We start from the raw sequence: 24,133 nt of genomic DNA on the forward strand, positions 1-24,133 counted from the left end.
CTCTCCTTTCGCGTCCGCTCAAGCCGGGTAGGCCGGGGCGCGGCGGCCGTGGCCGGCCTGTTGATCTGTGGTCGAGTCGTCGGCCGGCATCACATCGCCCACCACGAACTGGAAGCCGCCGGCGCGTTTGCCGGTCAGCGCGGCGCTGAACACCGCGGCGCCGTCGGCGATGGGCAGCAGGCCGACGCCGCGCTCGGCGAACATCTGGCGCAGCGCCGGGGTGACCATGCCGCCCTCCCACGGGCCCCAGGCCAGCGACACCACGCGGCCGCCGGTCTGGCGCGGCAGGTGGAAGGCCAGCTTGCTGAGCGCCTCGTTGGCCATCGCGTAATCGGACTGGCCGAAGTTGCCGGAATAGCCGGCGGTGGACGAGAACAGCGCGATGCGGGCGGGCGGCGCGTCGCGCAGCGCCTCCAGCAGCGTCAGGAAGCCGTCCAGCTTGGGCCGGAACACGGTTTCGATGTCGGCGGCGGTTTTGTCGGCGATGCGGCGGTCGGCCAGGGCGCCGGCGCCGTGCACCAGCGCGGCCACGCGGCCGTGGCGGGCGGTCAGCTCGCGGATGGCGGCGCGGGTGGCGTCGACGTCGCCCAGATCCAGCGGCAGATACGTGGCCTGCGCGCCGGAGGCGGCCAGGGTTTGCAGCGTGGCGCGGACTTCGCGGGCGGCCTGCACCGCGCGGCAGCTGTCTTCCAGCTGGCGCGGCGTCGGGTTTTGCCCGGAGGCGCGCAGATGCTGCAGCGCCTTGCTCTTCAGCGCGGCGTTGTCATCCACGCCCGCCGCCCAGGCCGGGTCGCTCTCCAGCAGCGCGGTGCGGCCGATCAGCACGAAATGGGCCGGCACCTGGCGCGCCAGCGCCTGCACGCAGTGCGAGGTGACGCCGCGGGCGCCGCCGGTGACCAGCACCAGCTCGCCGGCGCGCAGCGGCGCCAGCTCGGCGCCGGCGAAGGCGGCTTCGGCGCCGGGCGCGGCGCAGTCCAGCGTCCAGCGGCCTTGTTCGTCCCAGCCGGTTTCCGCCGGCGCGCCGTCGGCGTCGGCCAATTCCTGCAGCAGGCGCTGCGCGGCCAGGGCCGGGGGCAGCTGCGGCGCCAGGTCGACGAAGCGGGCGGCCACGCCCGGCACTTCATGGCGCAGCGTCTTGACCAGGCCGGCGAGGCCGCCGGACACCGGGTCGCCGTGGGTGGCGCCCGCGGTGCCCAGGCGGCCGTCCAGGCGGGCGACTGCCAGCAGCGCGCTGCGCTGGTTCAGCCAGGGCAGCAGTTGGCGGGCGGCTAGCAAGGCTTGGCCCAGGCGTTGGCGGCTGGCCTGGCTTTGATCCTGCGCCTGCAGCAGCACGATGGCGCTGGGCGCGCCGTTGGCGGTTTCAATCGCTTCCAGCGCGTCGGCCAGCTGTTGCGGGCCGGCTTCCACCACCGGCGCTTGGCTGGCGGGGCGCACGGCCGCGCCGGCGCGCATCCAGCCGCTCCAGTGCAGGGCGACCGGGCGGTAGCCGGCGCGCGCCAGTTGGTCCACGGTTTCGGCCGCCAGCTCGCCGCCGTCGCCGATCACCAGCACCACTTTGCCAGCAGGGCTGTCATGGCTCGGTTGGGGCGGAGGCAGCGGGACAGCGACCACCGGCAGCGCCTGCCAGGGGGACGCCGGAGCCTGCGTCGCGGCGGCCGGGGCTTGAGCCGGAGCGAGAGCAGTGGCTTCGCTGGCGTAGTTGCCCAGCAGGGCGGCGATTTCCGCCAGGGTGGCGGCGCTGCGCAGTTCGTCGCTGGCCGAGGCGGAGGCGACGCCCAGCGCGTCGCGGACGCTGGAGAGGATTTCCACGCGCTTGATGGAGTCGACGCCGAGGTCGGCTTCCAGCCGCATGTCCAGCGACAGCATGTCCACCGGGTAGCCGGTCTTGTCGGCGACGGTGGCCAGCAGCAACTGGCTGATGTCGGCGGACGGCGCGGCAGCCGCAGCCGGGGCCGCCACCGGAGTCTGAACCGCTTGGGCTTGAATCGGCGCGGCTGCGGGAGCGACAGCCGGCGCGGCGGCAGCCTGGCCGGCGTAGCCGCTCAGCAGGGCGGCGATTTCCGCCAGGGTGGCGGCGCTGCGCAGCTCGTCGCTGGCCGAAGCGGAGGCGACGCCCAGCGCGTCGCGGACGCTGGAGAGGATTTCCACGCGCTTGATGGAGTCGACGCCGAGGTCGGCTTCCAGGCGCATGTCCAGCGACAGCATGTCCACCGGGTAGCCGGTCTTGTCGGCGACGGTGGCCAGCAGCAGCTGGCTGATGTCGGCGGACGGGGCGGCGGCGGCGGCCGGGCTAGCCGCTGGAGCTTGAACCGCTTGAGCCTGAACCGGCGCGATTGCCGGAGCCGGAGCTGTGACGGTTTGGCCGGCGTAGCCGCTCAGCAGGGCGGCGATTTCCGCCAGGGTAGCGGCGCTGCGCAGTTCGTCGCTGGCCGAGGCGGAGGCGACGCCCAGCGCGTCGCGGACGCTGGAGAGGATTTCCACGCGCTTGATGGAGTCGACGCCGAGGTCGGCTTCCAGGCGCATGTCCAGCGACAGCATGTCCACCGGGTAGCCGGTTTTGTCGGCGACGGTGGCCAGCAGCAACTGGCTGATGTCGGCGGACGGGGCGGCGGCGGCGGCCGGGCTAGCCGCTGGAGCTTGAACCGCTTGGGCCTGAACCGGCGCGATTGCCGGAGCCGGAGCGGTGACGGTTTGGCCGGCGTAGCCGCTCAGCAGGGCGGCGATTTCCGCCAGGGTGGCGGCGCTGCGCAGCTCGTCGCTGGCGGAGGCGGCGGAGACGCCCAATGCGTCGCGGACGCTGGAGAGGATTTCCACGCGCTTGATGGAGTCGACGCCGAGGTCGGCTTCCAGGCGCATGTCCAGCGACAGCATGTCCACCGGGTAGCCGGTTTTGTCGGCGACGGTGGCCAGCAGCAACTGGCTGATGTCGGCGGACGGGGCGGCGGCGGCGGCCGGGCTAGCCGCTGGAGCTTGAACCGCTTGGGCCTGAACCGGCGCGATTGCCGGAGCCGGAGCGGTGACGGTTTGGCCGGCGTAGCCGCTCAGCAGGGCGGCGATTTCCGCCAGGGTGGCGGCGCTGCGCAGCTCGTCGCTGGCGGAGGCGGCGGAGACGCCCAATGCGTCGCGGACGCTGGAGAGGATTTCCACGCGCTTGATGGAGTCGACGCCGAGGTCGGCTTCCAGGCGCATGTCCAGCGACAGCATGTCCACCGGGTAGCCGGTTTTGTCGGCGACGGTGGCCAGCAGCAACTGGCTGATGTCGGCCGACGGCGCGGCGGTGGGGACCGGAGCCGCTTGGGCAGCCAGCGGCGCAGCGGCCGGAGCCTGTGGCGGCGCGATGGCGGGGGCTGCTTGGACGACGACCGGCTGAGGAGCCGCGCTCGCGGCGGCGGCCGGGCGCTGGCTGTCGAGGAAGGCCTGGTGCAGCGCGTGCACCTTGTCCTGGGCGCGGCGGATTTCCGCCAGCACTTCCGGCGCGGGCTGGCGTTCGGCCAGGATGCGCGCCAGCTCGGCCTGCTGCTGCAGGAAGCTCTGGTGCACCTGGGCCAGCAGCTGGGCGCTGTCGACGGCGGGTTCGGAGGCGGCGGCCGGCTGCGGAGCGGGCGCGGCGGCGGTTTTGTCGACTACCGGCCAGGCCGGCTGATTGGCGGTGCGGATGATATGGGCTCCTACTTGTATCGACAGCGGGCTGGCCGCCGGTTTGCGCGGGGCCGGCGAGGCCAGGCGCATCGCCTGTCCCAGCACGGCGAGCCGCAGGATCGCTTCCTGGATTTGCCGGCCGTCGTCGCCAGCCGGGTCGTGCGCCACCGGCAGGGCGATGTGCGCCCTGTCGCCGAGGATGTCGTCGACCATGCGGGTGAGGATCGCGCGCGGGCCGATTTCGATGAAGATCCGGCCGCCGGCCTGGTAGGCGGCTTCGATCTGCTGCTGGAAGCGCACCGCGTTGAACGGCTGCTGCGCCAGCAGCGAGCGGATGCCCTCGCTGTCAGCCGGGTAGGGCTGGGCGTTCAGATTGGCCAGCACCGGCATTTTGGGGGCCTGCAGCGGTATGTCGCGCAGCGCCGCCTGCCACGGCGCGGCGGCGTAGCCGACATGGCCGGTGTGGAAGGCGGCGGCCACCGCGATGCGGGTGGCCTGGATGCCGTGGCGCGCCAGTTCGGCGATGGCGCGCTCCAGCGCGGCGGCGTCGCCGCCGGCGACGGTCTGCTTCGGGCTGTTGTGGTTGGCCAGGTGGAGGCCGGGCAATTGCGCGGCCAGCGCCTGCAGCTGTTCGGCCGATGCCTGGATGGCGATCATGCCGCCGGCGTCGGCGCCGGCCGGCGGGGTCAGCGCGTCGCCGCGGGAGAGCACCGCGGCGCGGTAGCCGGCGTCGTCGAACACGCCGGCCGCCCACAGCGCGCTCAGTTCGCCGAAGCTGTGGCCCAGGGCCATTTTCGGCTGCAGGCCGGCGTCGCGCAGCACCGAGTAGGCGGCCATGCTGTAAGCGCCGATGGCGGTTTGCGCGTACAGGGTATGGGTGAGCGCGGCGCGCTGGGCGTCGGCGCGCTCGGCGCTGAAGGTGTCGGGCGCGAAGATCAGCTGCGACACCGGCGTGAAGCCGCGCTCGCGGCCGGCGTCGTCAAAGGCTTCGAAGTATTGCCGGACTTGCGGCTGGTCTATCAGCAGGCGCGAACCCATGCCCACGGTTTGCGAACCCTGGCCGCTGAACACCGCCACCACTTCGCCCGCCAGCGCCTGGCGGCGGTAGTGGACGCCGGTGGGCAGCGACCAGGCGTCCTGGTCGGGCCGCTTGTCCAGCATGTCGGCGGCGCTCTTCAGCAGTTCGGGCGCGGCGTCCAGCGAGCGGGCCAACAGGCCGACGCGGGCGGCCGCGGCTGGCGGCGGCGCGTCCGGCCACAGCGGCGCGCTGTGGTCGCCGGCTTGCAGCCGGTCGGCCAGTTCGCGGCAGCGGCGCGCCAGTTCCGCCGGGGTGTCGGCGCTCAGCAGCATGGGCGCGGCCGCGTGGTGGCTGGGGGCGGGGTGCTTGTCCTGGTATTCCTCGACCGCTACGTGCAGATTGGCGCCGCCGAAGCCGAACACGCTGACGCCGGCGCGGCGCGGGCCGTTGGCGGGAGCCAGCCACGGCCGGGCGCGGCGCGGCAGGTAGAAGGGGCCGTCCTGCTTCAGGCGCGCGTTGGGCGCCTGCACATTCAGCGTGGCCGGGATCACTTTGTGATAGAGCGCCAGCACGGTCTTGATCAGGCTGGCCGCGCCGGCGGCCGCCTTGGTGTGGCCGATCTGGGCCTTGACGCTGCCCAGCGCGATCGGCGCGGCGGCCTCGCCCAGCACGGCTTCCAGCGATTCGATCTCCACCGCGTCGCCGACCACGGTGCCGGTGGCGTGGGCTTCGATCAGGCCCACCGACAGCGGATCGAAGCCGGCGTCGGCGTAGGCGGCGCGCAGCGCGCGCATCTGGCCTTCGCTGCGCGGCGCGTAGATGGCGCCGCCGGCGGCGTCGGTGGAGGCGCCCAGGCCGCGGATCACGCCGTAGATGCGGTCGCCGTCGGCCTCGGCGTCTTCCAGCCGCTTGAGCACCAGCATGCCCACGCCTTCGGAAATCATGGTGCCGTCGGCGTCGGCGTCGAAGGAGCGCACCTTGCCGGTTTTGGACAGCGCCGGAGTTTTGCTGAAGCTGAGAAAGGCGACATTGGAATTGTCGGTGTCCACCCCGCCGGTGACCATGATGTCGGCGGCGCCGCTGCGCAGCTCCTGGCAGGCCAGCCGCACCGCGGCCAGCGAGCTGGCGCAGGCGGCGTCTACGGTATGGCTGGCGGCGCCCAGGCCGAAGCGGTTGGCGACGCGGCCGGCGACGACGTTGGCGAGAAAGCCGGGGAAGGTGTCTTCGGTCCAACTGGGGTAGTGGCTGCGCATCGCGCGCGCCACGCTGTCTATCAGCTGGTCGTCGACGCCGGCCTGGCGCAGCGTGTCTATCCACTTGGGGATTTCGCTGCGCTTGGCCATTTCCAGCGTCAGCTTCATGGTGGTGCCGGACACGCCGAGCACGATGCCGGAGCGGCTGTTGGGCAGCTTGCGGCCGGTCCCGGCCGGGTCCGGATTGTAGCCGGCGTCAAGCAGCGCCTGCCGTCCCACCGCCAGCGCGTACAGCTGGGCGGCGTCGGTGGAACTGAGGACATTGGGCGGCAGGCCGAACAACAGCGGGTCGAACGCCAGGTCGGGCACGAAGCCGCCGCGGTCGGAATAGGTGCGGTCCGGCGCGGCGGGGTCGGCGTCGAAATATTCATCCAGCGGCCAGCGGCTAGACGGAACCCGCTCCAGGCAGTCGGTTTCGTTGAGGATGTTGGTCCAGTAGTCGCTCAGGCTGTTGGCCTTGGGCATCAGGGCGGCCAGGCCTATCACCGCTATCGGCGCGGCGTGGTGGTTGCGGGGCGGAGTGTTGCTTGCCATGTCCATTTCTCTTGTGCAATTGGAAAAATCTGGTTTTTGGTTTGGGTGCTGCCTGGATGTAAGGTGCTCACACTGTCGCCGCCGCCTCCTTGTCTCGCGCCTGTCCCGCTTCCAGCGCGCTGTCCACGCACAGCACGATCCGCTTGGCCAGCTCCGCCGCGTGGGCGGAGGCCACCATCGAGATGTGGTCGCCCGGCGCCGCCGCCGTGATGCCGATTTCCCGGCACAGTCCGCCCCAGCCCAGGGTGGGGTCGTCGATGCCGTGTTCCTGTTCGCTGCGGATCACGCTGAGCGCGCCGTCCCAATAGGCCGGGCGATAGGCGGAAAACGCCGCGATGCTGTTTTGATAGGTGGCCAGCAAATCGTCTATCACCTGCCGCGACGCGCCGGCGGGCAAGGCGCCGGCTGCCTGGAAGCGCGCCAGCATCAAGGCGCGGCGCGCGTCGGACGGCAGCGGCTCCAGCTCTTCCGGCGCGAGGTCGATAGGCTGGCCGAAGTAGCTGCCGGCGGCGTCGGCGATGGAAACGATCCAGTCGATCTCGCCGAAGCCGGCGAATTCGTCGCCGCCGTTCGGCACCGGGGTGTCGATCAGCACCAGCGCGCCCACGGTCCGCCCCTGGCGGGCCAGCAGCCGCGCGGTTTCAAAGGCGATGGCGGAGCCGAAGGAGTGGCCGGCCAGCAGCACCGGGCCTTGCGGCTGGCGGCGTTCGATAGCCTGCGCCAGGTCTGCGGCCACGGCTTCTATCGTCAGCGCCGCGCCGCGGTCCACCATGTCCGGCTGCGCGCCTATCAGCGCGTAGCGTCCCTCCAGCGCCTGCGCCAGCTCCAGGTAAGCCAGCGGGTTGCCGCTGGCGCCCGGCATCAGGTACAGCGGCCGGCCCTGGTCGGCCAGCGGCAGCAGGCTGACGCCGCCTTGCAGCTCGTCGCCGGCCAGCAGCCGGGCCAGGCCGGCCACGGTCGGCTCGGCCAGGAAGGCGGTGAACGGCACGCGGCGGCCGAAGCGGGCGCGCAGCCGCGCCATCAGGTCCAGCGCCAGCAGCGAATGGCCGCCCAGCAGGAAGAAGTTGTCGTCCGCGCCTATCGGGCTGAGCGCGAACAGGTCTTCCCACAGCTTGGCGATCTCCAGCTCCAGCGCGGTGCGCGGCGGCTGCACCACGCGTTCCGGCTGGCGGCACAGCCGCGGCGGCTGCGGCGGCAGGGCGGCGCGCACGCCGTCCAGCGCGGCGCCTTCGTCGGCCAGCGCGGCCAGCAGGCGGATGAAGGCGTCCAGCAGGCGGGCCGCTTCCTCGGCCGGGATGTACTGGTTGTCGCAGACGAATTCGCAGCGCCAGCCGTCGCCCGGCATGATCAGCAGCGTGACCGGGAAGTGGGTGCGGGCGCCGCGGCCGGCCACCGACACCAGGCGCGCGCCGCCCTCGGCAACCGGCTGCTGCGGGGTGTTGGGGTAGTTTTCGAAAATGATCAGGGTGTCGCTCAGGCTGCGGCCCAGCGGCAGCCCCGACCAGGCGTGGATGTCGCCGCCGGCGCACCATTCGTATTGCGAGCGCTCGGCGGCGTTGTCGCCCAGCTGTTCCAGCCAGCGCCAGGCGTCGCCGGCGGCCGGCACCGTCAGCCGTAGCGGCAGGCTGTTGATGAACAGGCCTACCCAGGCCTCGCTGCCTTCTATTTCGGTGGGGCGGCCGGACACGGTGGAGGCGAACACCACGTCGTCCTGGCCGGAGGCCCAGGCCAGCGTCAGCGCCCAGGCGCCCTGGGCCAGCATCGCGGGCGTGATGCGGCGGCGGCGCGCCAGGGTTTCCAGCTTTTCGGCGCGGGCGGCGTCCAGGGTCTGGCGCAGGTCTGCATAGCCTTCGCCCGGCTCCAGTGCGGCATCGCGGCGGCCGGGCAGGCTGGGGGTGGCGGCGTCGGCCAGGTAGCGCCGCCAGAAGGCCGCCGCGGCTTCGCGGTCGCGGCTGGCCAGCCAGCGGGCGTGGTCGCGCGCGCTGGTGGGGGCGGCCTTGCCGCTGGCCGGCTCCAGCACTTCGGCCAGCAGCCGCGCCACGCTCCAGCCGTCCAGCAGCGCGTGGTGATAGGTCCAGACGAACAGCCAGCGCTCGTCGTCCAGGCGCATGGTGGCGAAACGCAGCGGCGCGGCGCTGCCGGCGAAGCCGGCGGCGGCGTCGACCGCCAGCCAGTCGCCTATCCGGCCTTCCGCGCCGGCGTCGGCGCGCCAGTCCAGGTGCTGCCAGCCGGCGGCGGCCTGGCGATGCACCACGCGCAGCGGCTCGCCGTCATGGCGCCAGATGAAGCCGCTGCGCAGCGTTTCGTGGCGGGCGATCAGGCCGCTCCACGCCGCTTCCAGCGCCGCCGGCTCCAGCGGGCCGGCGAAGGTGGCGACGAATTGCTCGACGTGCATGCCGCGGCCGGGGTGGGCCAGATTTTCCAGCAGCATGCCGCGCTGCTGGGCGCTGACGGGCAGCAGGTCGTCCAGCGCCGGCGCCGCCAGCTGGTGCTCGGCCAGCAGATCGTCCAGCTCGCGCTGGCTGGCTATGCCGGACAGCGGGAAGTCGCAGGGGGCGCGGCCGCCGGCGGTTTCGGCGTCGGCCAGCGCGGCCAGGGCCAGCAGATTGGCGCGGGCGGCGTCCACCCAGGCGGCGATGGTGGCGCGCTCGAACTGTTCGGCGCTGTGGCGGAAGTCCACCCGCAGGCCGTCGGCGTCGACGCTGGCGACGATTTCCAGCGCGTAGGGACGCGCGCCGGCGGGATCGGTGCAGACGCCGCTGTCGGCGTCCAGCGGCCGGAACGGGCCGCCCGGCGGCAGGGTGTTGTCGAAGCGCCCGAGGTAGTTGAACGCCACCGCCGGCGCGCGGCCGTCGCCATTGCGCATCCGGCGCGGCGCGGTGCGCGCCGCCTGCTTGACTGCCAGCAAGGCCTGGCCCGGCGTTTGCGCCGCGGCGAGATCCAGCCGCACCGCGGCGATGGCGGTGAACCAGCCGACGGTGCCGGACAGGTCGATGCCGTCCGCCTCGCGGCCGTGCCGCTCCAGCGCCACCGTCAGCGCGTCGCGGCCGAAGGCGTCGCGCAGGCCCAGCATGATGGCGGCCAGCAGCAGCTCGGTCGGCTCGGTGCGGTAGGGCGCGTTGGCCGGCCCCAGCAACTGGGTAGCGGCATCCGGCGGCAGCAGCAGGCTGGCGATGGCGGTTTGCGATTCCAGATTGCCGCCTTGCGGATGGTCCAATGGCGGCAGGGCGGGAGCGGCTTCGGCGGCGGCCGGCTCGGCGTCCGGCTGTTCCGCCAGGTGGGCGGCCCAGTCGCACAGGCCCAGCGCCGGCGGCGTCAGCGCGCGGCCTTGCAGCGCCAGCGCCAGGTCTTCCAGCAGGATGCGCCAGGACACGCCGTCCACCACTAGGTGGTGGGCGATCAGCACCAGCTGCGGCCAGTCGCCCAGGCCCTCCAGCAGCAGCGCGGTCCATACCGGGCCATGCTCGATGTCCAGGCTGCGCTGGGCGGCGGCGATGCGTTCGCCGGCCTGTTCCTCGTCGGCGACCCGCTCGCGGCGCAAGCGCGGGCTGGCGGCGGCCGCGGGCAGTTGGCGCCAGCCGCCGGCATCGGGGCTGAAGCGCAGGCGCAGCGCGTCGTGGGTTTGCTCCAGCGCGGCCAGCGCGGTTTCCAGGCGCTCGGCCGCGGCCGGCTCCAGCGCCAACCGCAGCGCCTGGTTCCAGTGGTTGCGGTTGGCGAGCGGCAGCTGGAAGAACCAGTTCTGGATCGGCGTGAGCGGCAGCGGCTGCGAGAACTCGCGCCGGGCCAGGGTTTTCGCCTTGCGGCGCAGCAGGCGGCTTTGCGCGCGCAAGGTGGGATGGCGCAGCATGTCCTGCGGCCGCAGCTCCCACTCTTGCCGGGTCAGGCGCATCGCCACCTGCATCGCCATGATGGAGTCGCCGCCCAGCTCGTAGAAGTTGTCGTCCAGGCCGATGCGCTCCGCCTGCAGTACATCGCGCCAGATCGCCGCCAGCAGGCGCGCTTCGGCGCTGGCCGGCTCCTGGCCGGCCGAGCTTTCCACGGCAGGCTGCGGCAGCGCGCGGCGGTCCAGCTTGCCGTTGCGGGTCAACGGCAGCGCGTCCAGCGCCACCAGCGCGCCGGGGATCATGTGTTCGGGCAGGCGTTCGGCCAGGAAATCGCGGATATCGTCCAGGCTCAGCGGCGCGGACGCCACCACGTAGGCCACCAGGCGCTGGATGCCGCCTTGCTTTTGCGGCTCCACCGCCGCTTGCGAGATGGCCGGGTGCTCCTGCAGATGCGTTTCGATTTCCGCGGGCTCGATGCGGAAGCCGCGGATCTTCACCTGGCGGTCGGCCCGGCCCATGAATTCCAGCAAACCGTCGGCGCGCCGGCGCACCAGGTCGCCGCTGCGGTACATGCGGGCGCCGGGCGCGGCGTTGAACGGATCGGGGAGGAAGCGTTCGGCGGTGAGGTCCGGGCGATTGATGTAGCCGGCGGAGACGCCGGCCCCGCCGATGTACAGCTCGCCGGCGGCGCCGGCCGGCACCGGCTCGCGCCGGCTGTCCAGGATGTAGAGCCTGGCGTCGCCGTGGGCGCCGCCCAGCGGCACCGAGCGGGCGTCGGGGCCGACATCGGCCGGCAGGATGCGGTGGAGGGTGGCGAAGACCGTGGTTTCGGTCGGGCCGTAGGCGTTGTATACCCGCGCCGGGCCGTTTTGCGCCAGCACCGCGCGCGCCGCGGCCACCGACAGCCTGTCGCCGCCGCTCAGCAGGTAGTCCAGCCGCGACAGCGCCGCCGGATGGGCCTCGCACATCTGGTGGAACAGGCCGGCGGTCAGCCAGCAGACATTGACGCCCCGGCTCTCGATCAATTCAGCCAGCGCGTCCAGGCTGGGCAGGCCGGGCGGGGCGATCACCAGCCGGGCGCCGATCAACAGCGCGCTCCAGATTTCGATCACCGACGCGTCGAAGCCGGACGGCGCGAACTGCAGGAAAACTTCGCGGCCGCTGCCCGGCGTGGTCGGCATGTTGGCGACGAAATGCAGCGCGTTGGCGTGGCTGACCACCACGCCCTTGGGGCGGCCGGTGGAGCCAGAGGTGAACATCACGTAGGCGGGCGAGGCGGGGTCTATGGCGGGCAGTTCGGCGCCATCATCGCCATTCGCGGCGGCGCGGGCGTCGAAGGCCGCGGCGAAGCTGCCGGCCAGCGCGGCGCCGGCGTCGTCGCTGAACACCAGGCGCGCCGCGCCGGAATCTTCCAGCATTTCCTGGACGCGGGACGGCGGCAGGTCGGGCGCCAGCGGCATGTAGCCGCCGCCGGCGGCCAGGATGGCCAGCATGCCGACGATGAAGTCGCCGGAGCGATCGCCGGCCAGCGCGACGATTTCACCCGGACGGACGCCGGCGCGGCGCAGGCTGCCGGCCAACGCTTGCGCCCGGTCGCGCAGCGCGCCGTAGCTGAGCACAGCGTCGGGGCCGGCGTGCTGCCATTGCGCGGGCAGCGTCAGGGCGGGGCGCTCGGGATGGGCGTCGGCCGCCTGCAGGAAGCGCCGCCAGAGATCGCCGGCGCCGTCCCAGGCCTTAGGACTGCGCGGCGGGGCCAGCAGAGCCCGGCGCTCGTCCGCGTCCAGCATGGCCAGTTCGGACAGCGGCAGCTCCGGCGCCGCCACCGCGGCGGCGGCCAGGCGCACCAGGTGATTCAGCAATTGCCGCATGGCCGGCTGGTCGAAGCGGGCGGTGCTGTACTCCAGCGCCAGCGCCAGGCGGTCGTCGGCTTCGTCCACCGCCAGGAACAGCTCGAACTTGGCGGTATGGCCGGCGATCGGCAGCGGCTGGACTTCCAGGCCGATGAAGTCCAGCCGGTTTTTCACCGCGTTCTGCAGCGCGATCATCACCTGGAACAGCGCCGGCCGGGCATCGGGCACCACGGCTTCGGCCAGGATGCGTTCGGCCGGCACCTCGGCGTGGGAGAAGGCTTCGGCTGCGGCGCCGGCCACGCGCCGCAGCAACTGCAGGAAGGAGGGATTGCCGTCCAGATCCAGCCGCAGCGGCAGGCGGCCGGCGAACAGGCCGATCACGTCTTGCAGCTCGGCGCGGCTGCGGCCGGCGATGGCGGTGCCCAGGGTCAGGTCGGTTTCGCCGGTGTAGCGGTGCAGCAGCGCGGCGAAGGCGGCGGCCAGCGCGCTGAACAGCGTGGTGCCGCTCTGCTTGGCCAACTGGCGCAGGCCGTTGGCGGTGGCGGCCGGCAGTTCGGCGTGCAGCTCGGCGCCGGCGAAATCGACATCGGGCGCAGCCGCGCGGTCACTGGGCAGCTCAAGCGGCGCCGGCAGGTCGGCCAGCGCGCGGCGCCAGTAGTCCAGATCGGCGCGGTCGCCGCCCTGGCTGCGGCGCGCGTCCTGCCACAGAGCGAAGTCGGGATAGCCGAGCGGAACCGGGCCCAGGTCGGCGGGGGCGGAGCCCGGACGGTAGAGCCGGCTCAGCTCCCGCACCATGATGTCTATGCTCCAGCCGTCGGACATGATGTGGTGCGGCGTCAGGATCAGCACATGGTTGTCGGCCGCCAGGCGCAGCAGACGGGCGCGCAGCAGCGGCGGCGTAGCCAGATCGAAGGCCTGCTCGGCTTCGGCGGCCAGCTGCGCCGCAACGCTGGCTTCGCGGCCGGCCTGGTCTTGCGCGGACAGGTCGGTCAGCGGCAGCTCGAAGCGCACGTCCGGCAACGCCACCTGCATCGGGACGTCGTCCACCAGCCTGATCGCGCAGCGCAGCGCCTCGTGGCGGTTCACCAGCGCCTGCAGCGCGGCGCGCAGCGCATCCACGTCCAGCGCGCCGCGCAGGCTGAGGGCGCCGGGAATCAGGAAGGCGTGGCCGCCGCCGTTTTGTTCGGCCATCCACACCGAGTGCTGCTGCGACGACAGCGGCACCGGCTGGCCGGCCGGCATGTCGCGGCGGACGATGGCGGTTTCCGCCGCCGCGTCCTTGTCCAGCAGCGCCAGCAAGGCGTCGCGGCGCGCCGCCAGTTCGGCTTTCAGCGGTTCGGTCAACCGGCCTTTGGGGGCGCGAAAGCGCAATTGGCCTTGCTCCGCCCAGACGCTGATGCCCAGGGTGTTCAGTTCGGCCAGCAGGCGTATCGCTTCGGCGCTCATAGTGCTCCCTCCTCGTATTCTTCCGCGTCGTCGGCGACGGCTGCGGCACCGCCTTGCAGCGCGGCGATGGCGGCGGCCAGCAGCCGCACGGTCGGCGCCTGCAGCACCAGACCGACCGACAGCGGCAGTCCGGTGGCGCCGCGCAGCTTGGCGATGACGCGGGTGGCGACCAGGCTGTCGCCGCCCAGTTCAAAGAAATTGTCGTCCGGGCCGATGGCGGGCAGGGCCAGGGTCTCGGCCAGGGTCTGCGCGACGATGGCCTCGGCGGGATTGGCGTAGCCGGCGATGTCCACCGGCGCGGCGGGAGCCGCGTCGGTTTCGCCGCCGCCCTGGGTCCAGCGCGCCAGCCGCTCCTGCAGCTGGCCGGCGCTGGCCAGCACCCGTCCGCTCAGTCCGGCGGCGATGGCTTGTTCGGCCAGCGCCACGCCTTGCGCTGCGCTCAGCGCCGCATCCTTGCCGGCCGGCTCGTCGAAGCGCCAGCCGTCGAAGGCCAGCGCCAGCCAGCGGGTGTCGCCGCTGCGGCTTTGCCGTTCGGCGAACACTTCCAGCCAGCGGTTGCCGGCGGCGTAGGCGGCGAAGCCCAGGCCGCCCAGCACGGTGGACAGCGACGAGCACAGCAGCACGTGGTCCAGCGGCAGGCCTTGCAGCGCCTCGGCCAGATGGAGGCTGCCGTCGCGCTTGGCGGCCCAGATGGCGGCGCTTTCCGCGGCGTCGGTTTCCAGGATCGGGCGGTGGGCGGCGTCGCCGGCGATGCCGGCGGCGTGGATGACCGCGTCAAGCCGGCCGAAGCGCGCCAGCGCGGCTTCCACCGCCTGGCGGGCGACGCCGGGTTCGGCGATGTCGCCGGCCAGCGGCAGCACCTCGGCGCCCAGCGCGCGCAATTCCAGCAGGCGCGGATCGTCGTCGGCCGGGATGCGCCGGCCCAGCAGCGCGAGTTTGGCGGCGCCGGCGCCGGCCAGGCGGCGGGCGAAGGCCATGCCGACATTGCCGAAGCCGCCGGTGATCAGCGTGACGGCGCCCGCCTGAGCCGCAGTGGCGGCCGGAACATCCAGCGGGCAGAGGCTGGGCGCGCGGCGGCGGCCGTCGCTCAGCACCAGCACCGCGGGACCGGAGGCCAGGCATTCATCGGCCAGCGCGGCCAATTGGCGCGGCCGCCGCGCCGGATCGCCGCCGGCCAGGTCTACCTGGCGCAGCGACAGTTCGGGCAGCTCCTGGCCGATTGCCAGCGCGGCGGCGGCGGTCATCGCGGCGTCGGCGTCGGCGTTTTCGTCGTCCAGCTGCGCGTTGCGGGTGACCACCAGCAGGCGGGCCGGTTGGCTGGCCAGCTGGCCGGCCAGCCGCGCCAGCGCGTCGAAATCGGGCGTCAGCGCCACCAGAAGCTCTATGTCGCGCTGCGCGGGCAGCTCGCGCCAGCAATGGGCTTCCACGCCGCGGGCGCGCAGCTTTTCCGCCAGCGCGCCGGCCAGCGCCGCATCGCCGCCGAGGATGGCGGCGCGGCGCAGCGGCCGCAGCTCCGGCGCTTCGGCGTAGCGCCAGTCCAGCAGCGCCAGGTGCGCGCCGCTGCGGCCTTGAACCGGCGCGGCGGCGTTTTGCGCCAGCCAGTGGCGTTTGCGGTTGAACGGATAGGTAGGCAGCGGCACGCGGCGCGGCGGCGCGTCATGCTGCAGCGCGCGCCAGTCCGGCGCGCAACCGGCCTGCCACAGCTGGCCGACGGCGGCCAAGAGCGCGCGGCGGCCGTTTTCGGCGCCGGCTTGCGGCAGCGCGGCGACGGCGGCGACGCCGGCCTGGCGGGCGAAGGCGGCCAAGGTGCGGCCAGGGCCGACCTCCAGCACCAGCGCGCCGCGCAGCCGCGCCTGTTCCAGCGCCTGGGCGAACAGCACCGGCTGGCGGATCTGCCGCGCCCAGCGGCCGGCGTCCAGCGCGTCTTCGGCGCTCAGCCAGCCGCCGCTCAGGTTGGTGAGGATGGGCTGGCTGGGAGCGGCGGTCTGCAGGTTGTCCAGCTGGCGGGAGAATTCCGCCGCGGCTTGGTCCATCAGCGGCGAGTGGAAGGCGTAGCCGGTGTCCAGGCGCTGATGGTCGATGCCTTGTCCGCGCAGCGCGTCGGCGAAGCGGTCCACCGCGTCTGCCGGTCCGGCGACCACGGTCAGCTCCGGCGCGTTGCAGGCGGCGATGGCCAGCTCCGCCGGCAGCATCGCCCGCAGCGCGTCGGCGGACAGCGCCGCCTGCAGCATGCCGCCGGCCGGGCTGTCGTGCATCAGCCGGCCGCGCAGCGCCACCAGCCGCAGCGCGTCGCCCAGTTGCAGCATGCCGGCCAGCGCGGCGGCGCTGATTTCGCCCAGGCTGTGGCCGACCAGCGCGCTGGGGCGCAGGCCCCAGGCCTGCAGCAGCGTGGCCAGCGCGTATTCCATGATGAACAGCGCCGGCTGGGCGATGTCGGTGCGGGCCAGCAGCGCGTCGGCGTCGGCCGGCGGCTGCGGCGAGAACACCGCGGCGCGCAGGGTGGCGGCCAGCTCGCGGTCCAGCAGCGCGAGGCAGGTTTCCACCGTCTGGCGGAACAGAGGCTCTTCGGCGAACAGGCCCGCGCCCATCGCCGCGCGCTGGCTGCCCTGGCCGGGGAAGGCGAACCACAGCTCCGGCGCGGCGGCGGCGTCGCGCGGCGGCGTCGCGGCGGCCAGCGCCTCGGCGGCGGAGGCGGCGTCATCCGCCGCTACGGCCAAGCGCCATGGCAGTTCGCGGCGGCCGGTCTGCAGCGTCCAGGCGATGGCGGCCAGATCGGCGTCAGGCTGCGACAGCGCGGTTTGCAGCCGTTCGCTCAGGCGGACCAGGCTGGCGCCGTCGTTGGCGGACAGCGTGAGGAGCTGCGCGCTGGTCTGGATCGCCGCCGCCTCGGCGCGCGGCGGCTGCTCGACGATGCAGTGGGCGTTGGTGCCGCCGATGCCGAAGGAACTGACGCCGGCGCGGCGCGGACGGCCGTCCGGCTGCCAGTCCTGGGCGGCGGTGGCCACCTGGAAGCGGCTGGCGGTTTCGGCCAGCAGCGCGTTCGGTTGTTCGACGTGCAGGCTGGCCGGGATGACGCCGCGCTCCACGGTCAGCGCCGCCTTGATCAGGCCGGCGACGCCGGCGGCGGCGTCGAGGTGGCCGATGCCGGACTTCAGCGAGCCTATCAGGCAGGCGCCGCCGTCCTTGCCCAGCGCGGCGTTGAGGGCGCTCAGCTCCACCTGGTCGCCCAGGCGGGTGCCGGTGCCGTGGGTTTCGACGTAGCCGATGTCCTCGCCGCTGAGGCCGGCGTTTTGCAGCGCGGCGCGCAGCACGTTTTCCTGGCCGGCGATGGACGGCGCGGAGAAGCCCACCTTGTCGTCGCCGTCGTTGTTGATGGCGATGCCGCGGATCACCGCGCGGATCGGGTCGCCGTCGGCCAGCGCGCGCGACAGGCGCTTGAGCACCACCAGGCCGGCGCCGTTGCCGGGCACGGTGCCGGCGGCGTCGTTGTCGAAGGCGCGGCAGCGGCCGTCAGGCGACAGAATGGAGCCTTCCTCGTACAGGTAGCCCACCCGTTGCGGCACGGCCACCGAGATGCCGCCGGCCAGCGCGGCGTCGCATTCGCCGGACAGCACCGAGCGTATCGCCAGCGATACCGCCACCAGCGAGGTGGAGCAGGCGGTTTGCACGCCGATGGCCGGGCCGGTCAGGCCCAGCTTGTAGGCGGCGCGGCTGGCCAGGTAGTCCTTGTCGTTGGAGAACAGCGCGCGCAGCAGTTCGCTATCGGCCAGCGTGAGGTTTTTCAGCGCGCCCAGCGCGTAAGTGCTGACCGAGCCGCCGGCGAACATGCCGATGCGGCCGCCGGCGCGCGCCGGGTCGAGGCCGGCGCTTTCCAGCGCCTCCCAGGCGGTTTCCAGCAGCAGCCGGCCTTGCGGATCGATCAGCGCGGCGTCGGCCGGGCTGTAGCCGAACAGCTTTTCGTCGAACTGGTCTATGCCTTCCAGCACGCCGGAGAAGGGCACGTAGCCGGGATGGTCCAGCAGCGCCGGGTCGGCGCCGTCGGCCAGGGCTTCCTCGCGGCTGATCTCGCGCACGCCGCTGCGGCCGGCCAGCAGGTTGTCCCACAGCGCCTCGACGCTGTCTGCGCCCGGGAAGCGGCCGGCCATGCCGATGATGGCGATGGCGTCGTCGCCTTCGGCGCGGCGCGGCGCGGCGGCCAGCGGCGCGGCCTGGTCCTGGCCGCCGGGGGCCAGGTGGGCGGCCAGCGCGGCGATGGTCGGGTGGCGCAGCAGATCCACCAGCGCCGGGGCCGGCTGGTACAAGGCCTTCAGCCGCGAATGCACCTTGATCATCAGCAGCGAATTGCCGCCGGCTTCGAAGAAGTTGGCGCGGGTGTCGATGGAGGCGAGACCCAGCACTTCGCACCAGATCGCCGCCAGCTGGCGCTCCACCTCGCCCAGCGGGCTATGGCCGGCGGCGGGGGCCGCCGCTTGCGCCAGCTGGGCCAGCAGGGCGCGGCGGTCGGTCTTGCCGCTGCTGGTGAGCGGGAAGCCGGGCAGCGGCAGGATGGTTGACGGGATCATGATTTCCGGCAGGCGGGAGGCGATCTCGCGGCGCAGCGCGGCCACGTCGATGCCGCCGTCCGGCGCCAGCAGGAAGGCGACCAGGCGCTGCGATTCGGCGTCGGCGCCGGCCACCAGCACGGTGGCGTCGCTGACGCCCGGATGCTGGCGCAGCACCGATTCGATCTCGCCCAGCTCGATGCGGAAGCCGCGCAGCTTGATCTGGTTGTCGCGGCGGCCGACGTATTCGATCCAGCCGCCGTCGCACCAGCGGCCGATGTCGCCGCTGCGGTAGAGCAGGCCGCCCGGGCGGTGGTCCAGCGTGTCGGGCAGGAAGCGCTCGGCGCTCAGTTCAGGCCGGTTCAGGTAGCCGTGCGCCACCTGGACGCCGGCGATGCAGATTTCGCCGGGCACGCCCACCGGCATCTCCATGCCGTTTTCGTCGAGGATGTGGACGCGGCTGTTGGCGATCGGGCGGCCGATGGGCAGCGGCTGGCCGCGCTCGATCGGCGCGCACGGCCACATGGTCATCTCGATGCAGGTTTCGGTGGGGCCGTACATATTGAACAGCCGGGCGTGGCGGGTCCAGTCGTGGAAACGATCGCGCAACTGCGGCGGCAGCGTTTCGCCGCTGGTGAACACCTGGCGCAGCGAGGCGCAGCGCGCGGCGTCGACCTCGGCCAGGAAGATGGCCAGCATCGACGGCACGAAATGCATGTGGGTGATGCCGCTTTTCTCGATCAGCGCGCTCAGGTATTCGTGGTCGCGCTGGCCGCCCTGGCGGGCCATCACCAGCGTGGCGCCGTTGGCCAGCGGCCAGAAGAATTCCCATACCGACACGTCGAAGCTGGCGCTGGTTTTCTGCAGCACCTTGTCGCCGGCCGCCAGGCCGAAGGCCGACTGGCCCCACAGCAGGCGGTTGACCACGCCGACGTGCGGCACCAGCACGCCCTTGGGCTTGCCGGTGGAGCCAGAGGTGTAGATCACGTAGGCCAGGTCGTCGACGCTGCGCGCGATTGCCGGCAGCGCTTCGGTTTCAGGCCCGGCCTCGTCCACCGGGACGACCTCCGGCAGCGGGGCGCTCAGCCAGCCGGTGCTGCCCGGATAGGCGACGATGGCGACCGGCGCGGCGTCTTCGACGATGTAGGACAGGCGCTCATGCGGCAGGTCGGGGTCGAGCGGCAGGTAGCCGGCGCCGCTGCGCAGGATGCCGACCAGCGCCATCGGCAGGTCCTGGCCGCGCGGCAGATGCACCGCCACCAGCTTGCCGGGGCCGGCGCCCAGCCGGCGCAGGCGGACGGCCAGCGCGTCGGCGCGCGCCATCAGCGCGGCGTAGTCCAGCGCGCCGTCCTCGGCTTCTACCGCGCAGGCATGCGGGGTGCGCCGCGCCTGTTCGGCGATCAGGGTGTCGATGTGGACGGCGGGGCCGAAGTCGACGTCGGTGTGGTTCCAGGCCGCCATCAGCTCGCGGTCGTGGTCGTTGACGATGGGCGCGAGCCACAGCGAGCGCGCCGGGTCGGCGCCGGCCTCCAGCAGCATCTGCAGCGCCGCGCCCATGCGGGCGATGTGGCGCGGCGCGAACAGGTCGGTCCGGTACACCAGGCTGGCGACGATGTCGGTCCCGTCGTCCTCCACATACAGCCCCAGTTCGAACTGGGCGGCGCCGGCGTCCACCGCCAGCGTCTCCATTTGCAGGCCTGCCACCGCGTGGCGGCCGTGGTCGGTGTGCTGGTAGTTGAACAGCACCTGGAACAACGGCGTGCGGTCGGCGTCGTGGGCCGGGCGCAGCTCGTCCACCAGGCGCTTGAACGGCAGGCCCTGGTGGGCGAACGCCGCCAGGCTGCTCGCCTTGACGCGCTCCAGCAGCGACAGGAAGCCGCAGTCGCCGGACAGGTCGGCGCGCAGCGCCAGCGTGTTGACGAAGCAGCCGACCGTGTCGTGCACGTCGAGGCCGTCGCGGCCGGACACCGGCACGCCGACGGCGAAGTCGCGCTGGCCGCTCCAGCGCGCCAGCAGCATCTGGAACGCCGCCAGCATCACCATGAAGCGGCTGGCGCCGGCCTGTTGCGCCAGCTTGTCCATCTGGGCGCGCAGCGCGGCCGGCAGGGTGAAGCGGTATTCGGCGGCGGCGTTGTCGGTTTGCGGCGGACGGGCGTGGTCCAGCGGCAGCTCCAGCGCCGGCACGTCGGCCAGCGCCTGGCGCCAGTAAGCGAGATCGTCCTGGCTTTGCTCGTCGCGCAGGCGGGCGGCCTCGGCGCGGGCGTAGTCGGCGTAGCTGGGCGCGGCGGGCAGGTCCGGAGCCCGGCCGGCGGCCAGAGCGGCGTAGATCTGCGCCAGCTCGCGCCACAGGATGCCGATGGACCAGCCGTCGGCGACGATGTGGTGCAGCGACAGGCTGAGCGCGTGGCTTTGCGGCGCCAGCGCGAACAGCCGCGCGCGCAGCAGCGGCGCCTGGGTCAGGTCGAACGGCGTGCGGGCCTCGGCCTCCAGCCGGGCGCGCAGCGTCCGCTGGCGGGCGTCCTCGTCCAGTTGGCTCAGGTCTTCCAGCGGCAAGGCCAGCGGCGCGGCCGGCTGGGCAAACTGGCGCGGTTCGCCGTCGATCTGGTCGAAGCGGCTGCGCAGGATTTCATGGCGCTGCAGCAGGATGTCCAGCGTGCGCCGCAGCAATTCGGGCTGCAGAGGGCCGTCAATGCGGATGGCGCCGGACAGCACGTAGGCGGTGTTGGCGGGCGCCAATTGGTGAATGAACCACATGCCGGTTTGCGCAGCCGACAGCGGCGCGCCGGCTGCGGCGTCGACCGGCGCGGCGGCCGGCGTCTCGGCCGGCGCGCGCAGCGAGGCCTGCGCCGTTTCGATGCGGGCGGCCAGCGCGCGCAGCGCCGGCGAATCGAACAGCGTGGTCATCGGCAGGCGGATGCCGAAGCGCTTGCCCAGCCGCGAGGCGACGCGGGTGGCCAGCAGCGAGTGGCCGCCCAGCGCGAAGAAATCGTCGTGGCGGCCCACCCGGTCGATGGCGAACAGCTCCTGCCACAATTCTGCGATGGCGGTTTCGATCTCGCCCTGCGGCGCTTCGTAGGCTTGCAGCGCCAGGTCTTGCTGGCCGACCGCCGGCAGCGCGCGGCGGTCCACCTTGCCGTTGGGCGTCATCGGCAGCGCGTCCAGGATGACGAAGGCGCTGGGCAGCATCACTTCAGCCAAGGTGCGCGCCAGCTCTTCGCGCAGTTGCGCGGCGGTGGGGGCGGCGCCGGCCGCCGGCACCAGGTAAGCCACCAGGCGCTTGTCGCCCGGGGTGTCCTCGCGCACGACCACCACCGCGTCGCGCACGCCGTCGCAGCGGCACAGCTGGGCTTCTATCTCGCCCAGCTCCAGCCGCTGGCCGCGGATCTTCACCTGCAGGTCGTTGCGGCCCAGATATTGCAGCGAGCCGTCGGGCAGCCAGCGGCCCAAGTCGCCGCTGCGGTACATGCGCTCGCCCGGGCGGAAGGGGTCGGCCAGGAAGCGTTCGGCGTTCAGCTCGGGCCGGTTCAGATAGCCGCGGGTCACGCAATCGCCGGCGATATAGAGTTCGCCGACTTCGCCCGGCGCCAGCAGGCGGCCTGCCTCGTCCAGCAGGTAGACGCGGGTGTTGGCCATCGGCCGGCCGATGTGCGGCATGTCGCCGGCCTCGTGCAATTCGCAGTAGGTGGAGTCCACCGTGCACTCGGTCGGGCCGTAGGTGTTGTAGATGAAGCAGTCGTCGATGGCGCGCAGCCGGTTCCAGGTGTGCTCGGAAATGGCTTCGCCGCCGATCAGCACGCAGCGCGGCACGTGGCCGCCGTCGCCGAAGCCGGCGGCCAGCAGCGGCTCCATGATCGCCGGCGTGCAGTCCAGCGCGTCCAGCCGGTGTTCGCGGATGAAGGCCAGCAGCGCCGGCGCGTCGGCGCGCAGCTCGTTGGGGATGATGTACAGGCAGTGGCCGCTCAGCAGCTGCAGCAGCGGCTCCAGCGAGGCGTCGAACGATATCGGGGCGTTCAGGCTGTGGCGGCTGCCCGGCGGCAGCGCGGCCAGCAGCGGCTGCAAGGCCGCCTGCAGATTGAGCAGCGAGCGGTGTTCCACCATCACGCCCTTGGGCCGGCCGGTAGAGCCGGAGGTGTAGAGCACGTAGGCGAGGTGGTCGGGGCGCAAGCCGATCTCGGCGTCGTCCGGGTCGCTGTCCGGCAGCTGCGCCAGCGCGGCGGCGAGCTCGGCCGAATCCAGCGCCAGAACGCGCGCGGCGGCGCCGGCCAGGCGCGGCGCCAGCTCGCTTTCGGTCAGCACGATCTGCGCGCCGCTGTCGGCGAGCATGAATTCCAGCCGCTCTTGCGGGTAGACCGGGTCGAGCGGCACGTAGGCGCCGCCGGCCTTCAGCACCGCCCACAGCGCGATCAGCTGGTCGAAGCCGCGCTCGAAATGCAGCGCCACGCGGCTGTCGGGCATCACGCCCAGCGCGCGCAGATGATGCGCCAGCCGGTTGGCGCGGTGGTTGAGCTCGGCGAAGTCCATTTGCCTGCCGTCATGCCACAGCGCCGGCGCGGCCGGCGTTTGCGCGGCCTGGCGGGCCAGCTGGGCATGCAGGAGCGGCGCGCCGGGCAAAGCGAGCGCGGTGTCGTTGAAGCGGTCCAGCTGTTCGCGCTCGGCGTCGCTGGCCAGGCGCTGGGCCGGCGCGGCGGCGAGCAGGGCGCGCAAGGGCTGGGCGCGGGCGGCGGGCAGTTGCGCCAGCAGGGCGGCGTAACGCTCGGCCAGCCAGGCGATGGTTTCGGCGCGGAACAGCGCGCCGTCGTAGTCCAGCGTCAGCGCGTAGCCATCGCCGGTTTCGTCGACTTCCAGCGACAGGTCGGCCTTGGCGTCGCCGTCCGGCAACGATAGCGTTTCGGCTTGCAGGCCGGCCATGTCCAGCGGCAGCGCCGGCGGGTTCAGCGAGAACATGGTCTGGATCAGCGGCGTGCGGCTGCGGTCCTGCGGCCGGCGCAGGCGCTGCACCAGGCGGTCGAAAGGCGCGCCGGAGAAGGCCAGCGAATCGCGCCAGACGTCGCGCATGGAGAGCAGAACCTGGTCGACGCTGGGGTCGCCCTCCAGCTTGAAGCGCAGCGCCGAGGTTTCGGCGAACATGCCCACCACTTCGGCCAGCGCGGGGTCGTTGCGCGCGCTGACCGGGCTGCCGATGGCGAAATCGTCCTGGCCGCTCCAGCCGGCCAGGGTCATGCCCCAAGCGGCGAGCAGCACGGCGAACGGCGTGGTTTCCAGCTCGCGCGCAAGCGCGGCCATCGCGTCGCGGACGGCGGCGGGCAGATGGGCCTCATGGCGCGCGCCCCTGGCCTCGCGCAGCGCGGGGCGGGGGAAGTCGGTCGGCGGCTGCAGATCGGGCACGCCGGCCAGCCGCGCTTCCCAGGCCGCCAGCAGCGCCTCGCTGGCTGGACTGGCCAGCTGCTCCTGCTGCCATTCGGCGAAGTCGGCGAACTGCAGCGGCAGCTCGGCCAGCGCCGGCTGGGCCGGGTCTTGCCGATGGGCGTAGGCGTGGGCCAGGTCCTGCATCAGCAGGCCCAGCGACGGGCCGTCGCAGACGATGTGGTGGATGGCCAGCGCCAGCAGCCAGTCGTCGTCGGCCAGGCGGAACAGCGCCGCGCGCAGCAGCGGCGGCTTTTCCAGCGCGAAGGGGCGGCGCGCCAGCTCGGCGGCGGCGTCCATGGCCTGGCGCAGCGCTTCTTCTCTGGGCAGCGCGCCCAGATCGACGCGCGCCAGCGGCAGCGAGGCGGCGGGTTCGATCGCCTGCATCGGCACGCCGTCGACGTCGACGAAGCCGGTGCGCAGGGTTTCGTGCCGCGCCAGGCAGTCGTCCAGCGCCTGCTGCAGCGCCTCGGGCCGCATCGGGCCGGACAGGCGCAGCGCGCCGGCGATGGTGTAGTTGCTGCGTTCGCCCTCCAGGCCGCATACCAGCCACAAGCGTTGTTGCGCCGCCGACGCGTCGCACAGGAAAACTTCGTGAGCCATGCTGTTGTCTTGCATATCCGTT

At 72.9% G+C, this 24,133-nt stretch carries 3 protein-coding genes; all 3 read right to left on the reverse strand.

The annotated features are described in order from the left end of the window. Positions 1 to 18: 18 nt before the first annotated feature. The 3 genes from U6115_RS10905 to U6115_RS10915 all read right to left on the reverse strand — a co-directional run bounded on the left by U6115_RS10905 (position 19) and on the right by U6115_RS10915 (position 24,111). Complete coding sequence (locus tag U6115_RS10905; RefSeq protein ID WP_193603929.1) at positions 19 to 6,444, reverse strand: type I polyketide synthase; 6,426 nt, start codon at positions 6,442 to 6,444, stop codon at positions 19 to 21. A gap of 67 nt (positions 6,445 to 6,511) precedes the next feature. Then, positions 6,512 to 13,564, reverse strand: coding sequence for a non-ribosomal peptide synthetase (locus tag U6115_RS10910; protein ID WP_043573382.1), 7,053 nt, complete (start codon positions 13,562 to 13,564; stop codon positions 6,512 to 6,514). Then, a complete protein-coding gene (locus tag U6115_RS10915; RefSeq protein WP_193603928.1) occupies positions 13,561 to 24,111 on the reverse strand; it encodes a non-ribosomal peptide synthetase/type I polyketide synthase in 10,551 nt (3,516 codons plus the stop codon). Before U6115_RS10915 ends, U6115_RS10910 begins: the two co-directional genes overlap by 4 nt. Positions 24,112 to 24,133: the final 22 nt, after the last annotated feature.

The organism is Chromobacterium subtsugae, assembly GCF_035919665.1.
In the GTDB taxonomy this organism is placed as follows: domain Bacteria; phylum Pseudomonadota; class Gammaproteobacteria; order Burkholderiales; family Chromobacteriaceae; genus Chromobacterium; species Chromobacterium subtsugae.